We start from the raw sequence: 25022 nt of genomic DNA, 5'->3' as shown, positions 1-25022 counted from the left end.
GCTTTGTGCAATGTCCGTCTCGGTTTCGTAGCAGGATTCGGCCAGAAGCGGACGTAGCAAATGAAATCACCTCAGTCCTCGCGTCGCCTTGAGGAATTCAAGGAGCTCATAGATGCAGCGCGAGCGTGTGTAGCCGGTGACCGGCATTGGTCGCACGTCTCCGCGGCGGCAGCCGCATTGCAGGAAGCCGTGAAGATGTACCCTGTTGACCCGAGAGTTCGAAGCCTCGCCGAGGACTGGGCGAGGATGTCAGTAAGAGTCTGGCCGGAATGGGCAAACATAGAAGATCCGATTTCGCCCGAAGAGTACGTCGATTGGATGCGTGAGCAGCTTCGCGTATTTGACGCGGTGCCATCTCATTGAACGTCTGCTTCGGGCACATTGCGACAGGCAGCTTTGGGCCCGAAGCCGAAGTTCGATTCGCCCCAAAAGCGGCCTCTCGCCTGGTCGCTCAAGTGGCGGGGCGAGGCAGATTGCAGGCCTCTAAAGAGGCTCAAGCCTGTCGCGTTGCACGGCGCCATACGTCCTCAAACTCTGCGAGGGACAGTTCGGTGAGGGCAGCATCCCTTTTCAGATTTTCTATACCGGCCTCTGGAAATTCGGGACGGGTCGTGAAGTCATACTGCTCGTTGTTATGAGCGCTAGGGGTTGCCCACCACAGCTCATGCTCAAAGCCGTTGATCATCCGAGTGATCATGTCGTCACTGACTTCGCAATAGAAGAGTCCAGGAGTTCCTTCATGACTCTCGTTGTACGTTCGATAGTACTTTCGGATTAACTGCATGAGTTCGAGTATGTTGAATGAAGGACCGGTAGTGGCAGATTGCAGTCCAGGTCGTTCACTATTGAACTGGCGGTTGAAATACCGACCACTTGTCATCTTTGAAAAGGTAGAGCGCTGAGGAGATGCGCGCCTTTTCACTGCTGCGATGCAAATAGGCAATGCTTTTGCGGAGGCCAGCAACGGCCTTCGCGTCTGATAATGGTGCGTACAACAGGCCACCGCGCTTGGCGACGGCGACGACGATGCCGTCTCGGTGGTCTCTGCTGATGCCTCTCCAGAACTCACGGTCCAGAAGATAACTGCTATCAAAATCAGGGGCTCTACCTTTAACTTGCTGCAGGTCGTTCCATGGGACGGACGAAGGATTGCCGTAGACCCTCTTGACGTTATTTATGGCGACGGCCACCGCTTTCTCAGGTGAGAGACCGAAGCGCTCCAAGTCTTTCATCGATGCGCTACGCATGGAAGTCGGGCTGTCAAAGACAAACCGGATATGCATATCGCCGATGTATTGAAACCAGGCGGGATACTCCACAAATTTGGTTCCGTTTGGCAACGTCCCTTCGATCTTGCCGATTGCGACGAGCGCATCAGTCTGCCTGTTCTGATTCGGCAACTCTCGCAGGACAACCATCAAATTGTCGACTGATTCGGCTGAAGCGGTCGTATCTTGGGCGTGCCCTGTGATGGAGGCCAAAAGCAATAGAGCAGTTAGAGCGCGGCGTCGTTGCATCGAATGGTGCCTAGAGGTTGTCAAGGCCAATGTAACCGGGGTGTGAACGCCAAGGAAAGTTGACTGCAAAAAACTGAGAGGCAGTGGCGAGAGTCTGCTTCTGGCCGACTGTAGCCGGTCGCGTCGCCGTCGTGAACGGGCCCGATGCGGCCCTTGCGCTCGGCGAAAAGCGGTCGCTCGCAGTGGTTGGGGTGGGGCGAAGGCGCGGACGTCTACGCCGCAGCTTCGAGGTCGTCCTCGCTGTACCGCTTGGTCGTCCCATCGAGGTGATAGGTGTACTTCGCCTCTTTGAAATGCCACCCGAGGCTCACTACCGTTGCAGTACGCGGCGACAGGCCCCGCTCACTCCTCACAGTGGCCTTTGAACCGACCAGTAAGGCGGGCGGCCGAGGTAACACGACTACAGAGAATGGCTCCACACGAGCAGGACCTGAAGGGGTGTCAATGGTGACGTAGGTGGCGTCGCGCCCAAGGCATAGGAAGGGCCCACCCCCGCCGCTGGAAGGTGTCTTGCGTCGTCAGGATGAACTCGCCCCTGCCCCGCGCTCTGATTCCAGAGCAAGGAAACCCAGCCGCCCGGAGATGCTTGGTGTGTCGCTGCTTGCGCGTTCATGTGAGGTGTCCGCTGTTGGCCGCATTCTGCCTCTTGCATTGAGCGCCAATTTTCAAGCGACCTGTTTCTGGCCCTCGCACGGTGGGGCAACCCTGCGGACCTTCGACCAGTATTCGTCCTGGACACCGTCATCGATGACGGGCCGAACATGCGTGGCGTACAGAGCGTCCTTGCCGTCCCTTCGAGGTCCTGAAATCCAGTAATGCTCGCCTGTCTCAACGTCGAAGTAGTTCGACTTGAATCCGCTCCCCTTGAGGCTACGAAAAGCCTTGCCACCGTAGTACAGCGTTGCGCCAGACTTGGAGGTGGCGACTCGGCCGATGCGAGCTGGGCCGGTCAGCCCACCCGACTTCGCTTCGATGTACATGATGCGGCTCTTCATCAGGTTCGTGCTCCTGTGAGAAGTGGGAGGCTAATGGAAATGTGCGGTCCTGGCCGATCGCGGAAGTCTAGCGGCCTCCGAAGGCTGTCAGTCAAGATGAGAATGGCCAGTCGTTTACCAAGTAGTTGCCGTGCGCGCCGTCAAGACAGCGGGGATGAGGACAGCCTATCGTGGGTGGTACGGCCGGTGCAATACCAACTGGCGGGGCCACGTCAAGACAAAACGCCTACGTATACCACTCACGGTCTCTGCGTGCGGAAGCGTCTAGCCCGTTCCTGCCTCGGGCCTCAGCGATCCTTCTAACTGGCGCATCAATTCCCCCACGCGTCCGCCCCCAGGCGGGCCCGCGGGGTAGCGCCGAAGGACGTCGACCACAACCATGTCCGCATGAGCTCGCGATTTCGCGATGTGACCGGTACCGACGTGCGCGGCGTCCCCTGCGGAGAGCTCGAGCGCGCGTGCCGCATGAGCGGCCGATCCGAGGATGTGCTTGACCTGGGTCGCTTTTGCAAGGGGGTGAAGGAATGCGGCACCAGCCGCTGCCAGCGCCGCGCGCGCGGCTTCGCTTGCGGCCGCTCGCCCGGCATCGCGAGCATCTTGCGCGGCTCGATGCGCGGCCCAGGCGCAGTCGCGGATTGATTTCGTCCGCTCGGCGCCTTCGGCGAATGCCTGCGCGGCGTCGATCGCCGCGCGGGGGCGAGGGTCACCAGGGTGGTCGCGCTCGAAGATTGCCAAGGCGGGTCGGGCACAGGCGGCCGCATAAGCAACGACAGCGCGGATTTCGGCGCGGCTAAGTGCGATCTGAAGAGGTTCGTCAGCCATGTCGGCCGAAATGCGGATGCTAGTGTCCACGACATGATCCAGGTTGCAAAATCAGCTGCGGCCTGATGCACCTGTCCGCCAAGAATACTTGGCGTGGTGACAACCATACTCCTAGGCACTGCAGATGCAAATCAAGATGAGTGAACCAAAAGCTTTCACTGCGCTTTGAGACAGATTAGCTTAGGCTGCCTAAGGGCGGACAGCGGAACCGAACTGTTGTCCGAACGTAGATAAAACCATAATTTAAGTGCAGGGCACAGTTCTCGGCATTGAACTAGTGCCGAAAAGAAAAATTCGAGTCTGCACATTTAACTTGAAGTCCATGGATTCAAAGTGACTGCGGGATAAATTCCGCAATCATTCACATCCAATCAAAATGGTTTGGATGAAACCACAGTCAGACTCCCAATAAAAAAAGATCATCCTTGCTCTTCATGTAGCTCTCTTGCGAGAGCACATGAGCGGGGGGAAGGAAAAGGCATGCGCACTTAACCTTTCTCCCATTGAAACAGGAAGAAGAGTAAATGGCGAGTTTTCATTTCCACGAAAAAAGCGGAAGAAAAGGTCAAGCGGCAAACCACGCTGACTACATCACTAGAGAAGGCAAGCATTCGCGCGGAAGGCAGGACCTTGTTGCGACAGGTTCCGGCAATCTTCCTAACTGGGCCCGCTCTTCTAAAGCACTTTGGAAGAATGCGGACATCCACGAGCGTGCTAACGGTTCAGCCTACCGTGAGGTCGTCCTTGCACTGCCGCGAGAGCTAACACGCCTGCAACAAATTGCGCTGCTGGAGGCGTTCATTCGAATGAGCTCAGATGGCCGGCCCTACCAATATGCAATCCACGCACCTATGGCTTCTATCGGCGGCGTCGAGCAACCGCACGCACACGTGATGTTTTGCGACAGACGTGATGATGGTATAGAGCGTACGCCGGCGGCGTACTTTAAAAGGGCAAATCCTGAATACCCCGCACTCGGGGGCTGCAAGAAGCTAACTGGCGGGCGTCATCCCCAGCAAATGGGGGAAGATTTGAGAAAGCGCCGCGCCCTCTGGGCAGCATTGCAGAATGACCATCTTGCTGCGTGCGGTCACGATATCAAAGTTTCCGCACTGAGCCTCAAAGACCAAGGTCGATCAACTGACCCAGAACGGCACTTGGGCGCCGCGCGGCTGCGTGTGATTGGGGCCCTTGGCAGAGAGCGCATCGCCGCGGAACGAAAAGCTGGCCGCTAAAAAAACTGAAGTGTCAAAAGCCTGCTGGCGAAAATGGCGAAAATCGCCACTTTCGCCACGCGACGAGTGTTCGTAGTCGATTTTTTGCAACGTGACCGAGTCATGGCAGTCAGCTTACCATCTCACCTAGAAACTATCGTCTCTAATATGGAACCATTAGGTGCTGGGGCGTAACGCTCGAATACCACCAGCTCGCTGGAACCTTCATATCTTAAAGTTATATATCCCCGCTCTTCAAGCAAATCTAGTGCACGCTGCCAGATAGCAGCCTTGCGCAAATAGTGGGGGCTAGCAGATTTTGCAATTCTTGATTTCTCCACGTAACGGACCACGTTTTGACTTTGGTCATTTCGCCAAAGCCAGGCCCAAAGTAGAATTGCTTCCCGTTCCTGCTCGGGAGGCGTGTGATAGGAAAAATATTTTATTTGCTGAAACAGATACCAGTCTACTATCTCAATGGCCAGAGATAAATTTGATTCAGAAATGGGTAAGGTGCTTTCCTCCGCCCAGCTATCAAAGCATTGAAAAATGGCTGCGATGCGGGCCACATTTTCAGCCGCTTTGGAGGCCGCGCCACGAATATACTCATAAAGCCCCCCATTGGCCATCTTTTTTTCGGTATCAAGTAGATAGCTGTCCCACAATATTCCTGCCACGCGGTCAAACTTTATCAGCTCAACCTCTTTTACAGAGGCGAGGCGATAACTGCTAGATAGGAGGGCACGTACACGCTCCTCATATTCAGGCATTGAGAGGGAGTAAGACGTCTCACGGTTTGTACGCTGACCAATGGTCGACTCGGGTGCTGCAAAAAGTGCGCGGGCTAGAAGGCCGCTTTCCTCCCAGATGTTCCCTTTTTGCTGAACCGCATTTTTGAAAATCTCTGGCTGGATCATTAGATGAACCGTAAGCCGAGGATCAACTACGGTGAAGCTCTCGGAAGAAACGCGCTCAACGGTGAATGATTTTCCGTTCCAGCAATTGTTCAAATTTCCCACGTTTGCAGTCGCGAAGCTTTTTAGCGCGCTTGCCCCCTCATCCGAGATGATGCTCGTGGCTGGATAGTACCGCTCGAAGAACTTCAGAAACGCCGCTGGGGTTACATTGTCGATCTGTAGTTTTACGGCTTTCTCGATGGCCGGAGAGTTGAGATTGTGCTCCCGTCGTTCCTTCTCGAGGTCAGTCGCATCTTCCCCTTTGCGCCAGCGCTTTGATATCTGCTGGTCAAAGTATTTAAGTCGATGATCCCAGTCGTGCCTTTGGCTGGCATAGGCGGCTTGTCGCGCCCGCTGCTGCTCATCCAATTCTTTCTGAAATTGAAGGATTGGTCTCATGAACTGCGCATCAGTCGCTGTTTTGCGTTCGCCGGATGTTGCCAACGTGAAAAGGTACAGTGACAAGGGGGACCTTTGACCCGACGGATGCTGGACAAGCCGTCCAGGCTGACAGGCGATGGAAAGCGTCGAGAGAAGGGAACTGATGATCAAGGCTCGAGGGCTCTGGATCCTCATCTGTGTGTCGTCAATGACTCGCTGGAGAAGGTCCTGCTGGTGGCCACGGAACGGCTCTTTCGGCTCCTGCTTGGGCAAGTTTTGCTGGCGAGATGGGACGGAAAAGTTACGCATACCGGTCAAAAATAAGAGGCAGACTAAATACACTAACGGCCGAACACTAGCGACCCCCAGCCCTCTAACAACCGCCATGCAGAATCACTGCCGCCTGCCGTTAGTGTATTTTCTTGTGCTTCGGTAGAGGAAAAGAGGGTGAATTGCGAAGCGTGCCCGACTTGAAATCGGACTCGAGAGGGCGAGACGGTCCCTTAGCCACCGCAAGCGGTTTGCGCCGATTCCGACGCAGATGCGAATGGCACGGCTTCCTTGCTATCTTCCTTGTGCGACGGCGCGCTTCGTAACGTTCCGGGTCGGCAAGAAGTAAGCGAGTGAGATGGGTCTTCCGGTCTCGGACACCCCTCGCTACCCATCCGGACGAGGGTATTTGTATGCGCGACAGGCCTCTTTACTAAGGCCTCGATGTGAGCATCGTCTGTTGTTTAGTTGGCATCGAATAGCGCTTGCGGTCATCCTCCAATTGTGACCGCAAGCGCCTTTAGGATTGATCCTGGATGCGCCCGGCTAGCGCTAAGCCATAGTTACCTAAATGTGCCCCTGTCCGAGAAGAAAAGGCAGATGTGCGTACATCTCTACGGCCCTTCAACTCGATCTGCCGTCGCGCGTCGTCTTGCCATGAGGTACTGCGGGTAGTCGATCTCGGCTTGCGCTGCAGACACAAGGCCATCGTCAACATCCTCAGTGATAGCAGCGATGTCGCGGCGCGTAACGGCACCGTATCCCCCCCCACCGGGCAACTCCAGCAGCAGCGTGTCGTTCGCAGGGATGTCTTGCTGTCCTTTTGCTCGTAAGGCGTCGCCAGAGCCCAACAACACTCGACCAGGCGCTCCGCTCTTGCCTCCAGCTCGACCCTCAGCAGGATTTAGTACTCGTTCGAACATAGCCTGGACACGCAGCGGGGCTCCCCCGAGACCACCCACCTCAACGACTTGTCCAAGCCCACCCCGATACTGTCCCGCGCCTCCAGAGTCGCTCCTCAACTCCTTACGCCAGAACACCAGTGGGGCCAAATTCTCGACCGCCTCGACAGGAATATTGCGCAGTGCCGCCGGAAAGGCTGTGGCGCTCAATCCGTCTTTGGTGGACCGAGCTCCCATGCCTCCGCTTAAAAACATAAAAAGTTCCCACAGCCGAGCCGCTCCATTCAATCCCGTGAAGCCACGTAGGTATGGATTCCACATCATCCCCGAAGCTGCAATCGTCCGACCTGGTAGCGCTTGTTCCAAACAGCCCATTACAGCATCCGGAAGAGCATGGCCGATCATGTGCCGCGCGGAGACGGGTGCGGGTTTGAGCGGATTCAAGATCGAGCCTTCAGGCGCGCAAACCACGAAAGGCTCAAGTGATCCATGATTGCTAGGAACCTCAGGAGCGACAACGCATTTCACGCCATACACCGAGTAGGCCGCTGTGTACGCTAGTACCACGTTGATCCCGAACTCGCTGATCGAAGAGGTGCCTTCGAAATCCAGCAGCAACCGGTCCGCCTCCACCGTCATGGCGACAACAAGATCCACGGGCTTTTCATAGCCGTCGATTCTCATCTGATTGCGAAATATGCCCGGTGCTAGTCGACCGATCGCGGCAATCGTCGCTGCTTTCGAGGTTTCGAGGATGTATGCACCGATCTTTTGCAGATCCTGCATGTCGAACTCCCTCATAACTTGCGCCAGTCCTCTCGCCCCTGCCTCACCCGCCGCGATGATGGCGAGCAGATCCCCGCTCACTTGCAACGGCTCGCGAGAGTTGGAGCGAAGCAGCGCCATCAAGTCTTGATTGATCGTTCCTTCACGCACCAGGTACATGTGCGGAATCAAAAGTCCTTCCTCGAAAAGGTCGCGCCCGTCTGGCCCCATCCCGCGCCCGCCAAGGTCCGTGAGATGAACCGTTGCCGCAAAGATGCCAACGATCTTTCCCGCCGCAAACGCAGGCGTGATGACTGTCGTGTCATTCAAGTGGCCAGATGCCATCCATGGATCATTTGTGATGAACGCATCTCCCGGTTTCATCGTATCGACCGGGAAAGCATCGATGAAGTGCTTCACCGCGGAGGCCATCGTGTTGATGTGTCCGGGCGTGCCAGTGACGGCCTGTGCAAGCATCCGACCTTCGACGTCGAACAACCCTGCGGATAGATCTCCGGCTTCACGAACAGGGGGGCTGAAGGCAGCCCTGATCATTGTTTGAGCTTGCTCTTCGCAGATCGAGATAAGCCGGTTCCACACGATCTGAAGGTCGATCACGCCTCTACGCATCTTGATTCTCCGTATGTTGCGAGCTCTGGCCTGCTCGGGTCGGCGAGCCGAGGCGACACAAAATCGCGCCATTGGCCAAAATTTCAGCGGTTGCGCCGGCGGGGATGAGGGTCGAAGTCTCTTCTTCCTCGACGATCGCCGGGCCTTTCAGGATCGCACCTGGCCTCAGGTCATCGCGCCAGTAGATCGAGAAATCGACGAGCTTGTACTCTTGCGCATCGAAGATGGCACGCTGCGCTTTCGCTTCGGGTTGATAGGCCTGCGTGACATGAGCTGCCGCTGGCGTCGAGGGGGAGGTCGCACTCAAAGTCAGTGCCCAAGTCACAACTTCTATCTGTGCGCCCTCAACGGTTCGGCCATACGCTGCGGTGTAACGACGATCAAACTCCTGCGCAATCAGTGCCCTGGCACTGTTGTCGGTAGATCCCTTCGGAAGCTCTACCTCGATCTCATGACCTTGTCCCACATAGCGCATCGATACTCGACATACTTCAACCAATGGCATTCCAGCCGCCGCGGGCTCGACGACAGAGTGCGCCTCGGCGCTCATCTGAGCGAGCATCTCACCCGTCCTCTTCATATCGAGCTGTTCGAGCGGACTTTGAAGAGTACGCGCGATCTCAAATCCAACGGGCGCTCTTAGAAAACCAACTGCGGAACCTACACCCGCAGAGGTAGGGATGAGGAATCGCCCAATCCCGATCTTCTTCGCTACGGAGGCAACATGCAGAGGAGCCGCACCTCCAAAAGCAATGAGAGTTCGCTCATCGAGCGACTTTCCGCTTTCAATTGCGTGCACTCGCGCCGCCGTAGCCATGCTCTCTTCCACCATATCGGCTACCGCAGCAGCGGCCTGCAGTTCGGACAGGACGAGAGGCGCGCCGATTTCGCGCAGCAGTCCTTCGCGCGCTCCGGTCAAGTCCAGTGAAAACTTGCCGTTGGCGAACCCTGCAGGATTGATGCGTCCAAGGACGAGGTCAGCGTCGGTGACAGTGGGCTTCGTTCCGCCTCGAGAATAGGCGATAGGGCCTGGCTCAGAGCCTGCGCTTTCGGGTCCGATCACGACACGCCCTAAGCTATCAACATGCGCGATCGATCCGCCACCGGCACCGATCTCGACCATATCGATCACGGGGATCCGGATCGGCATCCCGCTTCCCTTTTTAAAACGATACACGCGAGCCACCTCAAAGGTTCGCGAAGTCTGGGGCTTTCCGGCATCGATCAAACAGACCTTCGCGGTAGTCCCCCCCATGTCGAAGGAAACCACATTCTCTAGCTCGTTTTCTGCCGCAACCGCCGCAGCAAAGACTGCGCCGCCAGCTGGCCCCGACTCCACCAAACGCACAGGGAACCTCGATGCTGTCTCGACCGTGGTCAAACCACCTCCGGAGAGCATCATGAGCATCGGGCAAGCCATACCGCGCTCGCGTAAACGTTGTTCGAGACGACCAAGGTAGCCAGCCATCTTGGGGCGAACGTAGGCGTTTGCGCAGGCGGTAGTGAAGCGTTCGAACTCTCGCATTTCGGGGGCAACCTCACAAGAAAGCGAGATCGACACTCCCGGCAGTGCTCTATGCAAGATCTCACCTGCTCGCTCTTCATGCGCAGAATTCGCATAGCTGTGCATGAAGCAAACGGCAACGGACTCGATGCCTGCTCGCTCTATGGAGCGGGCCGCCTCCAGAACCTCCGCTTCGTTCAGCGGCACGAGTACCGATCCATGTCCACCGATGCGTTCTTTCACCGGAAAACGAAGGTTTCGCTCAACGAGCGGTGCAGGTAAATCGATGAAGAGATCGTATAGCTCGAAGCGATGCTCCAAGCCGATCTGTAGCACATCGCGAAATCCCGCCGTTGTCACCATGGCAGTGGACGCTCCTTTGCGCTCGATCAGCGCATTGGTAGCCAGTGTGGTTCCATGGACGAACAGGGACAGATCTTGGAGCTGTAGTTTCGCCGCCGCCAAAACCCTCTCGATCGATGCCACAACACCTTCATCCGGGAACTCGTGTGTCGTGAGAACCTTGGCCGAAAAGCGTTTGTTCCCCACTTCGAGCGCAGCATCAGTGAAAGTTCCGCCAACATCGACCCCAAGCTTCACAGCTTTAGGTCTCGCTGAACTTTGCATTAGTAACTCCTTAAGTTAGTGATACGACATCAAGAAAAATGCTTTTTTGATGATGCGGATCACCACTTTTGAAGTCAACGCTGCGACGAACGCTGTATCTCTGTGGAGAACGAGCAGTATGCTTGGGAGCGTTTCCATCGATGATGCCGAAGACTAGAAAACAAATCAGATGCCCCTGCAAGATTGCGCTGATCCAGCGTTGAAATCAGTATCGATGTCCCTTGACATCTTGGAGCTCGTCGTAAACGCTCCAGGAGATGTGGGAGTGAGTGAACTCGCCGAGGTCATTGGCGTTGGTAAGGGCGCGGTGCATCGCCACTTGCAGACTTTGGTCGCTAGGGGGTACCTTTGGCAGGATCATGCGACCGCACGCTACCGCGCGGGCATTCAATGTCATCTCTTAGGCCGCCTCGCGGCCGAGGCTGTAGATCTGGTGTCGGCTGCCGACGCACCAATGCGATCGCTGCGAGATACGCTAGGTCTTACGGTGACGCTTGCTACTTGTAAAGGAGGGTGGGTTCGTACCGTAGAGCGATTCTTCGGGAGAATGCCGCTCGAGATTGGTGTACGGCCAGGCAGCGAGTTCTCGTTGCATAGCAGCTCCCAAGGCCGAATCTTTTTGGCATTCGGTAAGAAGTCTTTGTGGACAACTCTTCGAAGCCAACCCCTCGAAAAGTCAACGCCTCATACCGTAATTGACCTTGAAGCACTCGAGCGCGAATGCGACGTAACACTCAGTCGCGGCTGGGCAAGTGCGCCCGAGCAAATCTTGCTAGGCATCAACGCAATCGCTGCTCCGATCTTCGACGCCCGGGGCAACTGCGTGGCAGCTCTTGCACTCGTCGGATCTATTCAACATTTACCTTCGAATCCGAGCAAGGATCAAGTGGGCGCACTAAGAGCGGCTGCGCAGGCCATCTCGTTGCAACTTGGATATCGTTTAAAACCCAGTTCTGGTTGACCGGGTAGCTCTGCTCAATCGCATTCGCAGACGCTCAGAAACCTCACGGCTCACATTTCTTATGTGGCTATCGAACCCAGGCCAACCACCACATCGCGAGCGCGCAACTCGACTGATAGCAAATGTACGCAACCGCGAGGCCAATTCCAAATTGGCCAACTTTTCTGCTCAGCATCATGGCTCCTCGAAGTTGCGCTGTCGTCTACGCTGCTGCGTGAATGCTTCTTACCGCATCGATGACCTCCTCGACGTCAGCCCGCACACGGTAATCCACATCCACATGCGCGTACTGGATCACCCCCCACTCGTCGATCACGAACGTCGCAGGCACCGGCAACACCCACTGCCCGTTGCCATTGAGCACCGGCAGGTTCACACCACCCGCCCCATACAGATCCACCAACTCCGGCGCCAGTGTCATCCCCACGCCGAAGCCGTGCGCCGCCTCAAGGCCCGAGTCGCTCAGCACCGGATACGCCAGGCTGTTCTTGCGCGCCGTGCTCATCGAGTTGTCCGGCGTCTGCGGCGAGATCGCCACCAGCTGCCCTCCAACCTCCTGCAGCTCGCCCAAGCGACTCTGCAGAGCTCGAAGCTCCAGGTTGCAATACGGGCACCAGCCCCCGCGGTAGAACTTCACAACCAGTGGCCCTTGCCTCCACAGCTCACCCAGACGCACTGGTCGACCCAGCGCATCCGGAACCGTCACATCGGGGGCCGCCTCGCCCACGCGCAGCGCGCGATCCTCCAACCCCATCGCTCGTAGATCAACGATGAAGGTATCTAGCTGTGCTGCCGTGGGGGCCATGTCGTTCTCCTCGAAGTACTGTCTATCCGCTGTCTATTTTTTAAGCAACCGCGGGGAAGTCCACCGCCGTGTCGTTGATCCGGTTGAACACGTTCGTGAACACCGTCACCGCGATCGCCAGGCTGATGTCCACCAGCTGCGCATCCGTGTAGCCAGCCGCCTTGATCGCGGCGAACTCTTCCTGGCTGATCGTGCCGCTGGTGCGAACCAGCTTCGTCACAAACCGCAGCAGCGCGTCGCGCTTGGCGTCACCCGTCGACACGCCGTCGCGGATCGCCTTGAGCACGTCTTGCGGCAGCCCGGTGAGCCTGCCCAGCAGGCTGTGCGCAGCCACGCAGTAGTCGCAGCCGGCCACCTTGCTAACCACCAACTTGATGGTTTCCTGGTCTTGCTTGCTCAGCGAGCCCGCAGCCAGCGCGCTGTCTGCTTGCAGCACCGCCTTCAGCGCCACCGGCCCGTGGGCGCCGATCGTGGCGAACGTGTTCGGCACGCTCCCCGCGGCCTTGCGGATCTGTGCATAGACTTCTGCGGTCGCGCCGGTGGCCGATTCCAGAGCGGGGGTAACGATACGGGTCATGGTGTTCTCCTTGAGAAACGTTGTTGCGATGGGATGTACTGTAGACCTCCAATGTGAGACAGTTAAGAACGCAAAACATCAATAAAAGACGAAATCGTCTCATACAACAAAAATGAGCTGTAATACTGCATGGACTGGTTAAGCCGCCTTCTCACCCTGATACCGGTTACGGGCCGACTCGAGCTTCGCTGCCTGTACGGCGCCCCTTGGCGCGTCACATACGAGCCATCGCCTTCAGGGGAGATGCCGTACCACGTCATCCTCGGAGGCTGTGCGATCCTCGAAAGCGCCGACGGAAGCCCTCCATACGAACTTGGCGCCGGGGACATCGTTCTTTTGACGCAAGGGTCAGCACATGTCCTGCACGATGGCAGTGGCACAGCGCCTGGCCGTGTCATAGAGAAACGAAACCTGAACGTGACCTTGAGCGAAAACCTGGGCGCGGGTGAGCGCCTAGACATGCTTTGCGGCCGGTTTGTGCTTGACCCCCAGCACGAACGGCTGGTGCGAGGGTATTTGCCGTCCACGCTTGTGGTTCGCAGCGCCAACACGTCTGCTCAGGCGCAACACGAAACGCGGGCACAAGTGAAGAGCCTCGTGGAGATCATGCGCACTGAGTCCACCTCGGAGGGACTTGGAGGACAGGCACTCCTCAATGCCCTGTCGGCCGCACTATTTACAGTGGCACTGCGGTTGGCTGGCGAATCAGATGAAGCACCGATGGGTCTTCTGGCGCTTGCGGGGCACCCACGCTTAGCTCCCGCGTTAACCGCCATGTTGGAGCAGCCCTCGCATCAATGGACGCTTCCCGAGCTTGCACGACAGTGCAACATGTCCAGGGCGACCATGGCCCGACACTTTCAAGACAAGGTAGGCAAGTCTGCCAGCGACCTACTGACCGACATCCGCATCAGCCTTGCGGCCAACGAACTAAAAAGCTCCTCTATGTCTACAGAGGCCGTGGCAGAACTGGTGGGCTATCGATCAATCGGCGCGTTCAGAGCAGCCTTCAAGCACCGCATGGGCATATCGCCGGCCGACTGGCGCCGCCTTCTGAACCAAGGCCGTCACGCCTAGTCACCGGCGGGCCGCAACCGGCCGGCCCTCTGACGCTTCCTCGTAGCGGCTGCGGCATGCATGGCTCTACCGCAATAGCGTTCAAGACCCTCACGTAGACCGACACCACAATCTGCGTGCTCATCGCACCCGGATCGACTTGTCCAGCGGTGCATGGCACGTTCTCTCAGGACACCTCACCCGCGATCCATTTCTCTTGCCCCACAGAACGAGACGATTTCGCTCTTTATTGAGCCGATAGCGCCTTACCAAGTGGCGTGGCGCGATATAGATTCAAGGCCACTTGGCCAGAGAGCCAAAAAATCAGGCATCAGAGGAATGCCAAATCTTCAAAGATCACCTACGAAATGTCAGCGCTCTCGATAGGCTCGGGCCTAGTGTTCTCGGAAAAGTGTGCGGCTGACTGTGAGGCGGTTCAAGCAGTTCTATCCCGTATCGGTGACAAGTGGACTGTCGTCATCGTCGCAGTTCTTGGCGACAGAAGCTTGAGATTTAACAACTTGCACCGAGGGATTGACGGAATATCGCAAAGAGTTCTGACGCTTTGTCTGCGAAATCTCGAACGAGATGGGTTCGTGACGAGGCGGGTGTTCGATGCGATTCCCTTGCGTGTCGAGTATGAGTTGTCTCCGCTTGGAAAGTCACTGCGTACAGCACTGATGCCACTCACAAGCTGGGTGCAAGAAAACTGGGCGGGGATAGAAACATCCCGACGAGACTTCGACTCCAGATCCGCCAGCGAAGAATCGACCTGATCCATCAGGTTACCTTTTTGTAATCGACGTACAAATAAGTGCCTTATTGCGTTTTCTCCATGGCTGGCAATACTTCACCGGCCAATTAAGGCGGACAGTTTACGCAAAGGAATTTATGTCCAACGTTGATCATTTTGATATCCTGATCCTTGGTAGTGGAGCAGGAGGGAAATTGCTTGCGTGGAATATGGGGCGCACGGGTCGCAAGATTGCAGTCGTCGAGCGACGCTGGGTGGGTGGGTCGTGCCCGAACATCGCGTGCTTGCCGAGCAAGAACGAGGTTGCGAGTGCCAGGGTTGCACATCTAACGAGACGTGCGGCCGAGTTCGGTACGACAACCGGTACGGTATCGACCGACATGAAAAAAGTGCTCGCACGCAAACGAGAGATGGTGGAAGGCGAAGTCGCGTTCCACAAGCAGGCCTTCGCCGGCAGCGGAACGGACTTTGTGATGGGAAACGGGCGCTTCATTGGCCCTAAGACCATCGAAGTCACATTGAATGACGGTGGCAAGCGCGTCCTTACCGGCGATCAGGTTGTCATCAATGTTGGGACCAGCGCAGCCATCCCAAAGATCACGGGCCTTGAATCCGCCAAGCCGCTGACGCACATCGAAGCCTTGGAACTGGACTACGTGCCCGCGCACCTGGTTGTGCTGGGAGGCGGCTATATCGGTCTCGAGTTGGCTCAGACCTACCGCAGATTCGGGGCGCAAGTAACCGTCATCGAATCCGGTCCTCAGTTGATGGGGCGCGAGGATCAAGACATCGCTGATGAAATGCGAAAGATTCTCACCAACGAGGGCATCTCTTTCGTACTCGGCGCGGAAGTGCAAGCCGTCGAAGGTCAGTCCGGCAAGAGCGTGAAAGTGAAGGTACGCTCAGCCGCCGGCAAGGAACAACAGATCGAAGGCAGTGATCTGCTGGTCGCAGCAGGCCGCACTCCAAACACCGCAGGTATTGGCCTGCAAGAAGCTGGCATTGAACTTGACGCTCGTGGCTTTATTCGAGTCAACGATCGACTCGAAACGAGCGTAGCGGGCGTGCTGGCGGTGGGCGAATGTGCGGGCAGCCCCTTCTTCACTCACGTATCCGCAGACGACTTCCGGATCGTCATGGGCAACATGACTGGCGGCAAGCGAAGCACTGCCGGACGACTCGTGCCCTACTGCGTTTTCACGGACCCGCCGCTTGCAAGAGTTGGCCTGAATGAGCGCGAAGCGAAGGCTCAAAACATTGCCACCCGAGTCGCCTCGCTTCCGATGAGCAACGTCCTTCGCACTGCGGCCACAGGCGAGAAGCAGGGCTTTATGAAAGTGCTCGTGGGAGCGGACGATCGCATCCTCGGTTTCACCATGCTGGGAGCCGAGGCCGGGGAGGTCACGACGGCAATCCAGATGGCGATGTTGGCAAAGCTCCCGTATACGGAAGTGCGCGATTCGGTTATCACCCATCTGACGATGGCTGAAGGTCTTGGCCCACTGCTTGGTAATGTGCCAAGCAACGCTGCGTAAGCAATAGCCACGGTGATCAGCCCTCTGAGGCTGATCACCAAGATCGAGAACATCTTCGATTTCTCTATGCTGCTCGAGATCGCGCTAGAAAAGCTCATAAAAATTGGAACTCTCAGCGTAACCTTCCCGGATGGGAAGACACGAAAGTTCGGTACCGGCACAGATCCGCATGCCGGCTTTACCATCCGAACGCGGCGTGCGCAACGCCGGCTGTTCTGGAATCCGTCCCTTTCTCTCGGTGAGGCGTACATGGATGGCGACGTCGAGCCTGCAGATGGTGACCTCTTCGGCCTCTTGGACTTTTTGACCTTGAACGCAACCAACGGGGGAAGCCATCCGCTGGATAAGTTAGGAGACAAATTACGTTGGTATATGCGTCGCTTCGATCAATTTAACCCAATCGATCGATCGCAACGAAACGTTGCCCATCACTACGACCTGGACGCGCGGTTGTACTCTTTGATGCTTGACGAGGATCAGCAGTATTCGTGTGCCTACTTTCAAGATGGTGACGAAACGCTCGAGGAAGCTCAGCGAAAGAAAAAAAGGCATATCGCCTCGAAACTCAAGCTGGACCGACCTAACCTAGACGTAATTGACATCGGGTGCGGCTGGGGGGGAATGGCGCTCTACCTAGCGAAAGAGCACGGGGCAAAAGTTACTGGCCTGACGTTGTCTGTTGAACAGCTCAAAGTGGCAACGCAACGCGCGAAGGAAGCGGGTCTACAGTCCCAGGTCAACTTTGAACTGCTGGACTATAGAAAATGGACGCGCCCCGTCGACCGTGTCGTATCTGTCGGAATGTTTGAGCATGTCGGCGTTGGTCAGTATCCGACATTCTTTCAGTCTCTGCGCAAGATGCTCAAGAAGGACGGGGTTGGGCTCATTCACGCTATAGGAAGAGCCGATGGGCCAGGTAGCACCAACCCTTGGATCGCGAAGTACATCTTCCCGGGAGGGTACTCCCCTGCAGTGTCTGAAGTTCTCTCGGCGGTAGAGAAATCTGGCCTCTGGGCCAACGACATCGAGATCCTCAGGCTGCATTATGCGAAGACTTTGGACCAATGGCGTATGCGCTTCGTTCGCCATCGGGAGGCTCTGATTAAGCTCTATGACGAGCGATTTTGCCGGATGTTCGAGTTCTATCTGATTGGATCAGAACTTTCTTTTAGGCGTCTAGCGCTAATAAACTGGCAACTCCAAATCACCAAAGAATTGGACGTTCTACCTCTGACACGAGACTACATGTTCGAAGCCGAGCAAAGCACCGAATCTAGTTTCCCGCGTACTGTCAAGCTCGCCCAAACCCACAACGAAGCAACACTTCTATGACGACCTCGTTTGACTTTGACCTCTTCGTGATCGGTGCCGGCAGTGGGGGAGTAAGAGCCGCACGCATGGCCGCGCAGCGTGGTGTTCGCGTCGCTGTCGCGGAGGCCGCGGACCTTGGAGGCACCTGTGTCAATGTCGGCTGCATCCCAAAGAAGCTATACAGCTACGCGGCTGGATATGCCGAGTCGTTTGAAGAAGCGGCAGGCTACGGATGGTCGCTGGAGATGTTGCGCTTCGACTGGAGCCACCTCAAAGCTCAACGCGCGAAAGAAATTCGGCGGCTCAACGGCGTATATGAATCGTTGCTTCGCAACTCAAAGGTTTCTTTGATCGCTGGTTGGGCTCAGCTGTTAGACCCTCATACCGTGGAAGTCGATGGGAAGCGGCATACGGCGCGTCACATTCTTATCGCAACTGGTGGAAGACCTTTTGTCCCCGATTTTCCGGGGCGAGAACATGCGCTTACTTCAGAGTCGATGTTCGACCTTGACCCTTTCCCAAAGCGACTGCTGGTCGTAGGTGGTGGATACATTGCTTGTGAATTCTCTTCCATCTTCAACGGCCTTGGCGCCGCCGTCACCCAGGTGCACCGCGGGGCACATCTTCTCAACGGGTTCGACGACGATGTGCGCCAGTTCGTAGCCGGCGAGATGGGTAAGGCGGGCGTGGACATTCGTTTGAACTGCGAAGTTACATCGATTGTTCGAGATGAGGGCCGACTTCATGTCAGCTTGAAGCGAGGAGAGGAACTTGAGGTAGACACTGTGCTTTTCGCCACCGGTCGTGCCCCAAACGCCCAAGGACTCGGCCTCGAGGCCGCTGGAGTCGAACTGAACGCAAAGGGAGGTATCGTCGTGGACTCAAACTATCGAACCTCGGCGTCATCAATCTACGCGGTTGGCGATGTATCCACCAGCATTCAATTGACTCCCGTCGCACTCGCTGAGGCGATGGTTGTTGTGGAGCACCTGTATGGCGATGGAAAGCGGCGGCTCGACTACGATTACATCCCAACAGCAGTCTTCACGCACCCAAATATCGGAACCTGCGGGTACACAGAAGCCACGGCACGCAAAAAGTTTGGTGAAGTCACTATCTTCTCCAGCGAGTTCAAAGCACTCAGACACACGCTGTCAGGCAGCTCCGAGCGCACGTTCATGAAACTCGTGGTAGACAAGGCAACCGACCGCGTCGTCGGTTTGCATATGGTGGGGCCAGATGCCGGAGAAGTGGTGCAGGGATTCGCCGTGGCTATGCGTGCTGGCGCAACAAAGGCGCTTTTCGACAGTACGATCGGCATTCATCCGACCGCTGCAGAGGAGTTCGTCACAATGCGCGAACCTATGCCTGGCTAGCACGCACGGCCGGCAGGAAGCTTTTTGCCGGCCCGAAACACCTAGCCCATCAAGGCTAGCTTGGAAACGATCTTGCTGATCGGCTTTTTCTGACCCACCAAGGCAATCCCTACATAGCGTAGGTCATTCGAACCGACAAGTCGTACAGCGCCCTTGAACGCTTCGTAGTTGTTGGTTTTCTGACCTTGTACAGGAAAGTCGACAACATCATCGCACACTGCGAGGGCCTTCTCCCGCAGCTGATTGAGTTCATCTCGATTTGCTACAAGCACCGGTATTCCGATTGGAATGAGGCCGGGGTGGGCGAAGCCCTCCGCATCAACCAACGCTGACCCAACAAGCTCTGGGTGTCTAGCCCCAATGGTGAGCGCAATCACAGCCGCAGCATTTGCAGCGCGACCTGCTGGCAATGCTGCATCGACGACTATGACGCACCTCTCAGGCACTCCTGGGGTGGCGGCTTCGGTTTCTACGTTCATTCAACTGCCTTTCATCTTGCAGGTTTAAAAGCTCATCCTTTGATGTTCTGGGATGTTTCAATGGCCCCAGAATTTGCGAGCAAAAAGAGACTTGCGCGCTCCTCCCGCCAGGGCAGAGTGACGTCGGTGCGTAGCGATAGCGATCGGTGATCACAAAGCAGCCTAGTGACACACAATGCCAAGGCCGTTTGATACCAACGTTCGTGTCGAAGAAAACTCAGCGATCCACGTTGGCACACTGAGACCTATCAAGGTTCAGGCTCCAGAGAAAATCGGGAGGACTAAAAGCCATCGTTACGCCAGTGAGAGTGGAGTTGCGGCTCCATCGAACACTATTTTTTCCGCACATAACCCTCGGCCTTCGAAGCGCCTACGCTTCCTGCTCACAAGGTCAGGAATTCTGAACTGCAGAGAGCAGCGTGTATTGAACGCTATTGCAAAGGAATGGTGCGACGGCCAAACAGTGAGCTTCTATACTGACCCGGGGTCACCCCCATGAAGCGCCGAAACCACCTAGTGCAATGTGCTTGATCGGAGAATCCAGCCATAACGCTCGCCTCCCCAAGGCTGTGCTCCGCTCGAATGAGCCGCATTGCCATTCTGACCCTGGCCTGTCGCTGGTACGCATGTGGAGTCATCCCAGTTGACCGCTCAAAGGCACGAAACAAGACGAAGGGTGAAAGATTTACGCGAGCAGCCAAGTCTTGCAGGCTCAGGTGATCATCGAGTCGCTCGTCCAACAAGTCGCGCGCCGCCTTGACAGCGGCAGGTTCAAGCCGCTGTTTGTCGAAAACCGGCATATTGCGCACATGTCTCTCCATCAGCGCCTTGGCAAATCCGAGGTATGCCTCGTCGCGAAAGAGGAGGGGACCTTGCACCTGTGAGCACTCGTGCAGCGAGTGAAGCAAGCAGGCGACCTTAGGATCATCAATGATCGGCCCAGCAATCTGAACCGAGCGATGAGTTCGCTCATCACCGATCAACGATCTGAGATGACTTGCCTCAACATAGAGCGTTCGTAGGTGCCAGCCCGTCTCGTCTTGTCCCCAACCGGCGTGCGCCTCATCCGCATCTATGGCATACACATCGCCCTGCCTGGCGACGAACTCGCTCCCACGCATCCGAATGCGGATCTGCCCCGCAGTCAGCAACGCGAAGCATGCTGTCTCATGGGAGTGAACATCGTAAGTGAAGTTCGTAAACTGTCCATGCAGCAGCTCCGCCTTCATATCGGGCGCCTGCCAAATACTTACCTGAGCCTTTTCGCTACGACGTACCATTCAAAATACAGGGGGGAAACCCTCTGCATTCTATTTCGCAAGCCCTACGCTCACGACGCACTCGGATTCAGGCCGACATCAACGCTCGCACATCCGCCAGGAAGGCTGGCACACCCAACCCGTAGCGCTCGTATAGCCTCAACCGCCCCTGGGGATCGTAGACATAGCAGGCAGCCGAATGGTCCATTGAATAGCTCGTCGGTGTCTTCCCGTCAACCTTCTTGTAGTACACCTTGAAGTCTTTGGCCGTTGCCTCCAGCTCACTGCTCGTCGGTATCAAAGCGACGAAGCTCGGGTCAAATGCCTCCATGTACGCCCTCATCACCTCAGGCGTATCGCGCGCCGGATCGACGGTGACAAACAACACCTGCAGCCGCGTGCTGTCGGGGCCAAGCTGCTGCTTGAGCTGTGCCAGGTCCGATAGCGTTGTGGGGCAGACATCAGGACACTGGACGAAGCCAAAGAACAGAACAACAACCTTTCCCTCAAAATCTTGGAGGCTTCTAGTCTTGCCTTCTGCGTCTTTCAGTGACCAATTTTTCCCGTAGGTTGCACCCGTGATATCGGTTCCGTGAAACTGAGCAACTGAGCTCGTACAAGCCGTCAGACTCGCATATAGCGCGCCAGTGGCACCCAGCATCAGAGCCGGCTTAGCGAGGTTCTGAATGAATCCCCGTCGACTCGACAGCAAAGTACTCTCACCCTCTAGCATCTTGGGCCGTGTACTCATCACAAGGGACCAAATATGCCGGGTAGCGCTGACGTCGGGGCCCCAGCGCGCGATTGAATCGCGCCTTGAGCGTCTCGCCACACGATCCCTGGTGTAGCTTCAAGGCGAAATGAACCCATCAGCTTCTCATTGGCCAGCAACCTAGACCTTATCGCAGAAGGCACAGTCGCCAATGGCTTGACTCCTAACTCTCCCAGCGGTTTCACGTGGCCAGAGGCCATTTGCTTGGCATTCGCAGCAGAGTTGGCGCCCTCATGCGCCACCAGCGCTTCCGACGGACTTTTGCTGCCATAGATCGCAGCGGCCTTGCCCGCGCTCGTGGGAGTGAGAACCGCCACCAAGACGTGGCGCAGTTGCACCTTACCTGCATCTACCCAAGGGCGGGCTTCACTCCACAACCGATTGCAGTACGGGCAGTTCGGATCGGTAAATACATAGACAACTCGCGGCGCGCTGCTGGAGCCGTCCGCGATCCAAGCACTTTGTTCAAGCTGCTTCCAAGCAGTGTCTGCCATGGGCCTAAGCACCGCTTTCTCCAGCGCTGCTTGATTCACGTCCTGTGCCTGTGCATCCAGCAGCGTTCCCGCAATCACGGACGTCCCGTCCGGGGTCTCATAAAGCGCCACGGGTTGCTGTCCAGCATACGCGGCCCACGCCTTCAGGCCACCGGCTGCTGGAAAAGTGCCAATGATGGTGAAACCTTGGCCTTCAAGCGCCTGCAGGGCTTGAGGGCGAGTCTGCGCTTGGGCGACTGCTTGGCCGAGCATCAATGCCGATAGCGATAGCATCGCGAAAGGCCTGTAAACGGTACGAGGACCTCTACGTAGAAGAGCAGGGTTCATGGTGCGGGATTTCGTGTGATCTCAGTAAGATGGTGCGATAGCGTGGCCCGCGAGAGCTCACCAACGCGGGTGCTGGCCAACTCTCCGCGAGAGTTGAAGAAAAGGGTTGTTGGTAGGGCACGCTGGCCAAATCCTTCAGCCACCTTGCCCTCGTCGTCCAGCAGGATGTTTCTCAGACTCGTTTGAGTCTTAGACAAGAATGCAGTTACGGCCTGAGCAGACTCTCTCTGATTGAGAAAAATAAAATGAACGCCCGGATATGCCGTTTGCGCCTCCGCGAGAACTGGAAGCTCACGCCGACATGGCGGACACCATGTCGCCCACATATTCACTACAACGGGCTGCCCTTGAAACTCCGAAAGTCGAACCTCGCGGTGATCAACGCTGTAAACCATGGTTGCGGGAAGACGGACCTTCGAGCCATAGTCCATGGAGAGCAAAGCAGCTCCCACGATCCAGATCGCCGTAGCACCCGCCAAGGCAAACCCCAAGGGCTTCGTAAGCAGTCTCCGGCGCCACGTAGCAACCAGCAATCCAGCCCAGGCGGCCGCAATTCCTGCATAGGGTGACCACCCACCGTCTCGAATGTCGAGAATCGCCAGCGGCTGTTGAAGGTACGCTTGCCAGAACTGCGCGACGAACGTCAGGCGAGACACGACAAGGCCAAGCAGCACGAGGTAGAAAAATACCCTGTCTGAAGCGATTTTTAGCTTGCGCCCGAAGTGCTCTGCCAGAAATGTTCCGAAAGCGAACGACATCAACGCCAGCAGTAAGTCATACGGCAAGCTCAACGGGCCGATCTGAACCGCCCCTGTCATGTCGGCCCCCTTTCGGCAGCCAGTCTGCCCAGAAGATCCTTGACTTCGAATTCGCCGACCAGACGGGCTTCCCTCCGCTCATGTCCCTGGTGATCAAGAATCATGACCGTTGGCGGTCCAATCACCTGATGACTTCGCATCAACTCGCGTTGCAACGAATTGCTCTGCGTCACATCTGCTCGCAGGAGCACCATGTTCCGAAGAGCCCCCTTGACCTGCGCATCGGTGAACACCTTGGACTCGATGCTTTTACACGACACACACCAGTCGGCATAGAAATCGACAAGCACCGGCTTTCCCATCGAACTCGCGGACCTCACCTGCTCGGCGAGCTCCGTAACGCTATTGACCGCTTCAAAGCGTAGGTCGCCCGCTGCGTGACTTGTTGCGATCGAAGCGCTCCTCTGAACGTCGGTGCGCACCATCGCAGCAAGCGGGCGCCAGGGGTCCTGCCCCCCACTTGCGGCCCCCAAAACCATCGCTGCACCCCACAACCCCACCAGTGCCGCCGTCGCCAGCGCAGCTACGCGCCCACCAGGTGCGGCTGATACAGCCCCCGCACCAAGCGTGCCTGCCAGCTGCTGCAAGCTGAGTGCGAGGATGATGAGCAGCGCACCCCACATTGCGAGCGCGACGGCGTCTGGAACAACGCGCTGCACCATCCAGATGGCGACCGCTAGCAAGACAAAGCCGAAAGCCCCTTTCACACGATCCATCCATGGCCCGGGCTTCGGTAGGTACTTCGCGCCTACGGTGCCGACAACAAGCAATGGCACGCCCATCCCCAAGCCCAACGCAAAGAGCAACAGACCTCCTTCGAGCACATTCCCACTTTGAGCGATGTACAGCAGCGTGCCCGCCAAAGGCGCCGTCATGCAGGGCCCGACGAGCAGCGACGAAAGCACGCCCATTCCAGCAGCACCTTTCAAGGTTCCGCCACGCTGACCTCTACTTGCACTGTCAAGACGGTTGCGCAGGAACGAGGGCAGCTGAATCGTTAGAACACCGAACATGCCCAAGGCCAACGCCACGAAGACGGCGCCAAATGCGAAGAGCGTCCAACGGTTTTGCAAGAACAACTGCAAATTGGCTCCAGCCAATGCCGCCACCACGCCCAACAACGCGTACGTCAGAGCCATCGGGGCCACAAACGCCGCCGACAGCGCCAAAGCGCGTCTCGGACTGGGTTGGCTGCCAACGACCATACTCGAGACAATCGGGACCATTGGCAGGACGCACGGAGTGAACGCGAGGGCAATGCCAAGGAGGAAAAAAGTCGGGATCATCCATCCCAATGAGTGACTCTCGAGCAGTTTGAGAATGCCATCGTCGCTGCTGCTCGCCGAACTCAGCAAACCTTCGCTCGCATCGAAATTACTAGAAGTCCTAGAGTTTGAGCCGCTATCGCCTCCAGCACCGATATCGGAGCCAAGATCGATCGCTTTACTTTGTGGTGGGTAGCACAGTCCCGCTTCGGCACAACCCTGCCAAGTCACGGTAAGACTACCCGCTCCTCCGCGATTCCCCTCGATCGTGGCGTCGACGAAATTGTGGAAAACTTCTACATCTCCAAAGTTTGGATCGCTCTTTGTTTCGCCTTTGGGCAGGCGGAGTACGACTTCCTCATCCGAACCAGCGACCTTAGCAGTCAGCCTGTCTCTATAAAGGTAGTAACCCGGAGCAATCGTCCAGTGAAGCAAGACTGGCGCGCTTTCGCTCGATTTCTTTATTTCCAGCGAGAATGCTTTCTCAGCTGGGAGAAAGTTGTCTTGCGCATCCGCAACGGGGATGAAAAGACACATTAACGATAAAAACGCGGCCCAGATGTACAGCTTTCGCTGCAAAATTCCATTTAGTAGCGCAAACACGAGGTATTTTTTGGAGAGATGGTGCAGCGCATGCTCGGATCCTTACA

22 protein-coding genes are annotated in these 25022 nt (G+C 56.7%); 7 read left to right on the top strand and 15 right to left on the bottom strand.

Annotated elements, in window-relative coordinates; all coding sequences use genetic code 11:
• Nucleotides 1-493: 493 nt before the first annotated feature.
• The 4 genes from AC07PU_RS31175 to AC07PU_RS31160 all read right to left on the bottom strand — a co-directional run bounded on the left by AC07PU_RS31175 (nucleotide 494) and on the right by AC07PU_RS31160 (nucleotide 3364).
• Nucleotides 494-784, bottom strand: a complete 291-nt coding sequence (locus AC07PU_RS31175) for a hypothetical protein (RefSeq protein WP_495322155.1) — start codon at nucleotides 782-784, stop codon at nucleotides 494-496.
• Between the two features lie 58 nt (nucleotides 785-842).
• Nucleotides 843-1517 (bottom strand): DUF1444 domain-containing protein, encoded by a 675-nt coding sequence (locus AC07PU_RS31170; protein ID WP_495322154.1) that lies wholly within the window; start codon nucleotides 1515-1517, stop codon nucleotides 843-845.
• A gap of 665 nt (nucleotides 1518-2182) precedes the next feature.
• Nucleotides 2183-2512 (bottom strand): 1-deoxy-D-xylulose-5-phosphate synthase, encoded by a 330-nt coding sequence (locus tag AC07PU_RS31165; RefSeq protein WP_495322153.1) that lies wholly within the window; start codon nucleotides 2510-2512, stop codon nucleotides 2183-2185.
• A gap of 264 nt (nucleotides 2513-2776) precedes the next feature.
• On the bottom strand, nucleotides 2777-3364 hold the full coding sequence (locus AC07PU_RS31160) for a putative immunity protein (RefSeq protein WP_495322152.1): 588 nt from the start codon (nucleotides 3362-3364) through the stop codon (nucleotides 2777-2779).
• A 494-nt stretch (nucleotides 3365-3858) separates the two neighbouring features.
• On the opposite strand from AC07PU_RS31160, the gene AC07PU_RS31155 reads away from it, so the two are divergent.
• On the top strand, nucleotides 3859-4569 hold the full coding sequence (locus AC07PU_RS31155) for a MobA/MobL family protein (protein ID WP_495322151.1): 711 nt from the start codon (nucleotides 3859-3861) through the stop codon (nucleotides 4567-4569).
• Nucleotides 4570-4691: 122 nt separating this feature from the next.
• Here AC07PU_RS31155 and AC07PU_RS31150 read toward each other — a convergent pair whose 3' ends face one another.
• The 3 genes from AC07PU_RS31150 to AC07PU_RS31140 form a co-directional block, all read right to left on the bottom strand.
• Nucleotides 4692-6080, bottom strand: coding sequence for a YfjI family protein (locus tag AC07PU_RS31150; protein WP_495322150.1), 1389 nt, complete (start codon nucleotides 6078-6080; stop codon nucleotides 4692-4694).
• 689 nt (nucleotides 6081-6769) lie between these two features.
• On the bottom strand, nucleotides 6770-8440 hold the full coding sequence (locus AC07PU_RS31145) for a hydantoinase B/oxoprolinase family protein (RefSeq protein WP_495322149.1): 1671 nt from the start codon (nucleotides 8438-8440) through the stop codon (nucleotides 6770-6772).
• Between the two features lie 4 nt (nucleotides 8441-8444).
• On the bottom strand, nucleotides 8445-10583 hold the full coding sequence (locus AC07PU_RS31140; protein ID WP_495322148.1) for a hydantoinase/oxoprolinase family protein: 2139 nt from the start codon (nucleotides 10581-10583) through the stop codon (nucleotides 8445-8447).
• Nucleotides 10584-10752: 169 nt separating this feature from the next.
• Here AC07PU_RS31140 and AC07PU_RS31135 point away from each other — a divergent pair, with 169 nt between their 5' ends.
• Nucleotides 10753-11544, top strand: a complete 792-nt coding sequence (locus tag AC07PU_RS31135; RefSeq protein ID WP_495322147.1) for an IclR family transcriptional regulator — start codon at nucleotides 10753-10755, stop codon at nucleotides 11542-11544.
• A 202-nt stretch (nucleotides 11545-11746) separates the two neighbouring features.
• On the opposite strand, the gene AC07PU_RS31130 is transcribed toward AC07PU_RS31135, so the two are convergent.
• Nucleotides 11747-12349 (bottom strand): peroxiredoxin-like family protein, encoded by a 603-nt coding sequence (locus tag AC07PU_RS31130; protein WP_495322146.1) that lies wholly within the window; start codon nucleotides 12347-12349, stop codon nucleotides 11747-11749.
• 40 nt (nucleotides 12350-12389) lie between these two features.
• On the bottom strand, nucleotides 12390-12926 hold the full coding sequence (locus tag AC07PU_RS31125) for a carboxymuconolactone decarboxylase family protein (protein WP_495322145.1): 537 nt from the start codon (nucleotides 12924-12926) through the stop codon (nucleotides 12390-12392).
• Nucleotides 12927-13055: 129 nt separating this feature from the next.
• On the opposite strand from AC07PU_RS31125, the gene AC07PU_RS31120 reads away from it, so the two are divergent.
• The 5 genes from AC07PU_RS31120 (at nucleotide 13056) to gorA (ending at nucleotide 18958) form a co-directional block, all read left to right on the top strand.
• Entirely contained in the window at nucleotides 13056-14003 is a 948-nt protein-coding gene (locus AC07PU_RS31120; RefSeq protein ID WP_495322144.1) for a cupin domain-containing protein, read from the top strand.
• 347 nt (nucleotides 14004-14350) lie between these two features.
• A complete protein-coding gene (locus tag AC07PU_RS31115; protein ID WP_495322143.1) occupies nucleotides 14351-14758 on the top strand; it encodes a winged helix-turn-helix transcriptional regulator in 408 nt (135 codons plus the stop codon).
• 115 nt (nucleotides 14759-14873) lie between these two features.
• A complete protein-coding gene (locus AC07PU_RS31110) occupies nucleotides 14874-16271 on the top strand; it encodes an FAD-dependent oxidoreductase (RefSeq protein ID WP_495322142.1) in 1398 nt (465 codons plus the stop codon).
• A 12-nt stretch (nucleotides 16272-16283) separates the two neighbouring features.
• Nucleotides 16284-17603 carry a class I SAM-dependent methyltransferase gene (locus tag AC07PU_RS31105; protein ID WP_495322141.1) on the top strand — a complete coding sequence of 440 codons (1320 nt, stop codon included), beginning with the start codon at nucleotides 16284-16286 and terminating at the stop codon, nucleotides 17601-17603.
• Nucleotides 17600-18958, top strand: a complete 1359-nt coding sequence (gorA, locus tag AC07PU_RS31100) for a glutathione-disulfide reductase (RefSeq protein ID WP_495322140.1) — start codon at nucleotides 17600-17602, stop codon at nucleotides 18956-18958. The genes AC07PU_RS31105 and gorA overlap by 4 nt, the downstream gene beginning before the upstream one ends.
• Nucleotides 18959-18999: 41 nt before the next feature.
• On the opposite strand, the gene AC07PU_RS31095 is transcribed toward gorA, so the two are convergent.
• The 6 genes from AC07PU_RS31095 to dsbD all read right to left on the bottom strand — a co-directional run bounded on the left by AC07PU_RS31095 (nucleotide 19000) and on the right by dsbD (nucleotide 24975).
• A complete protein-coding gene (locus AC07PU_RS31095) occupies nucleotides 19000-19437 on the bottom strand; it encodes a DUF2000 domain-containing protein (RefSeq protein WP_495322139.1) in 438 nt (145 codons plus the stop codon).
• Nucleotides 19438-19868: 431 nt separating this feature from the next.
• A complete protein-coding gene (locus AC07PU_RS31090) occupies nucleotides 19869-20666 on the bottom strand; it encodes a helix-turn-helix transcriptional regulator (protein ID WP_495322138.1) in 798 nt (265 codons plus the stop codon).
• A 118-nt stretch (nucleotides 20667-20784) separates the two neighbouring features.
• The gene (locus AC07PU_RS31085; protein WP_495322137.1) at nucleotides 20785-21357 is read right to left on the bottom strand and encodes an SCO family protein; all 573 of its coding nucleotides are present in this window, start codon (nucleotides 21355-21357) and stop codon (nucleotides 20785-20787) included.
• Between the two features lie 89 nt (nucleotides 21358-21446).
• Entirely contained in the window at nucleotides 21447-22289 is an 843-nt protein-coding gene (gene dsbG / locus AC07PU_RS31080) for a thiol:disulfide interchange protein DsbG (protein WP_495322136.1), read from the bottom strand.
• On the bottom strand, nucleotides 22286-23107 hold the full coding sequence (locus AC07PU_RS31075) for a TlpA family protein disulfide reductase (RefSeq protein WP_495322135.1): 822 nt from the start codon (nucleotides 23105-23107) through the stop codon (nucleotides 22286-22288). Before AC07PU_RS31075 ends, dsbG begins: the two co-directional genes overlap by 4 nt.
• Entirely contained in the window at nucleotides 23104-24975 is a 1872-nt protein-coding gene (dsbD, locus tag AC07PU_RS31070) for a protein-disulfide reductase DsbD (protein ID WP_495322134.1), read from the bottom strand. The genes AC07PU_RS31075 and dsbD overlap by 4 nt, the downstream gene beginning before the upstream one ends.
• Nucleotides 24976-25022 lie beyond the last annotated feature (47 nt).

It is taken from the genome of Variovorax sp. GW821-FHT10D07 (genome assembly GCF_059415325.1).
This window is presented reverse-complemented; position numbering and strand designations above follow the sequence as displayed.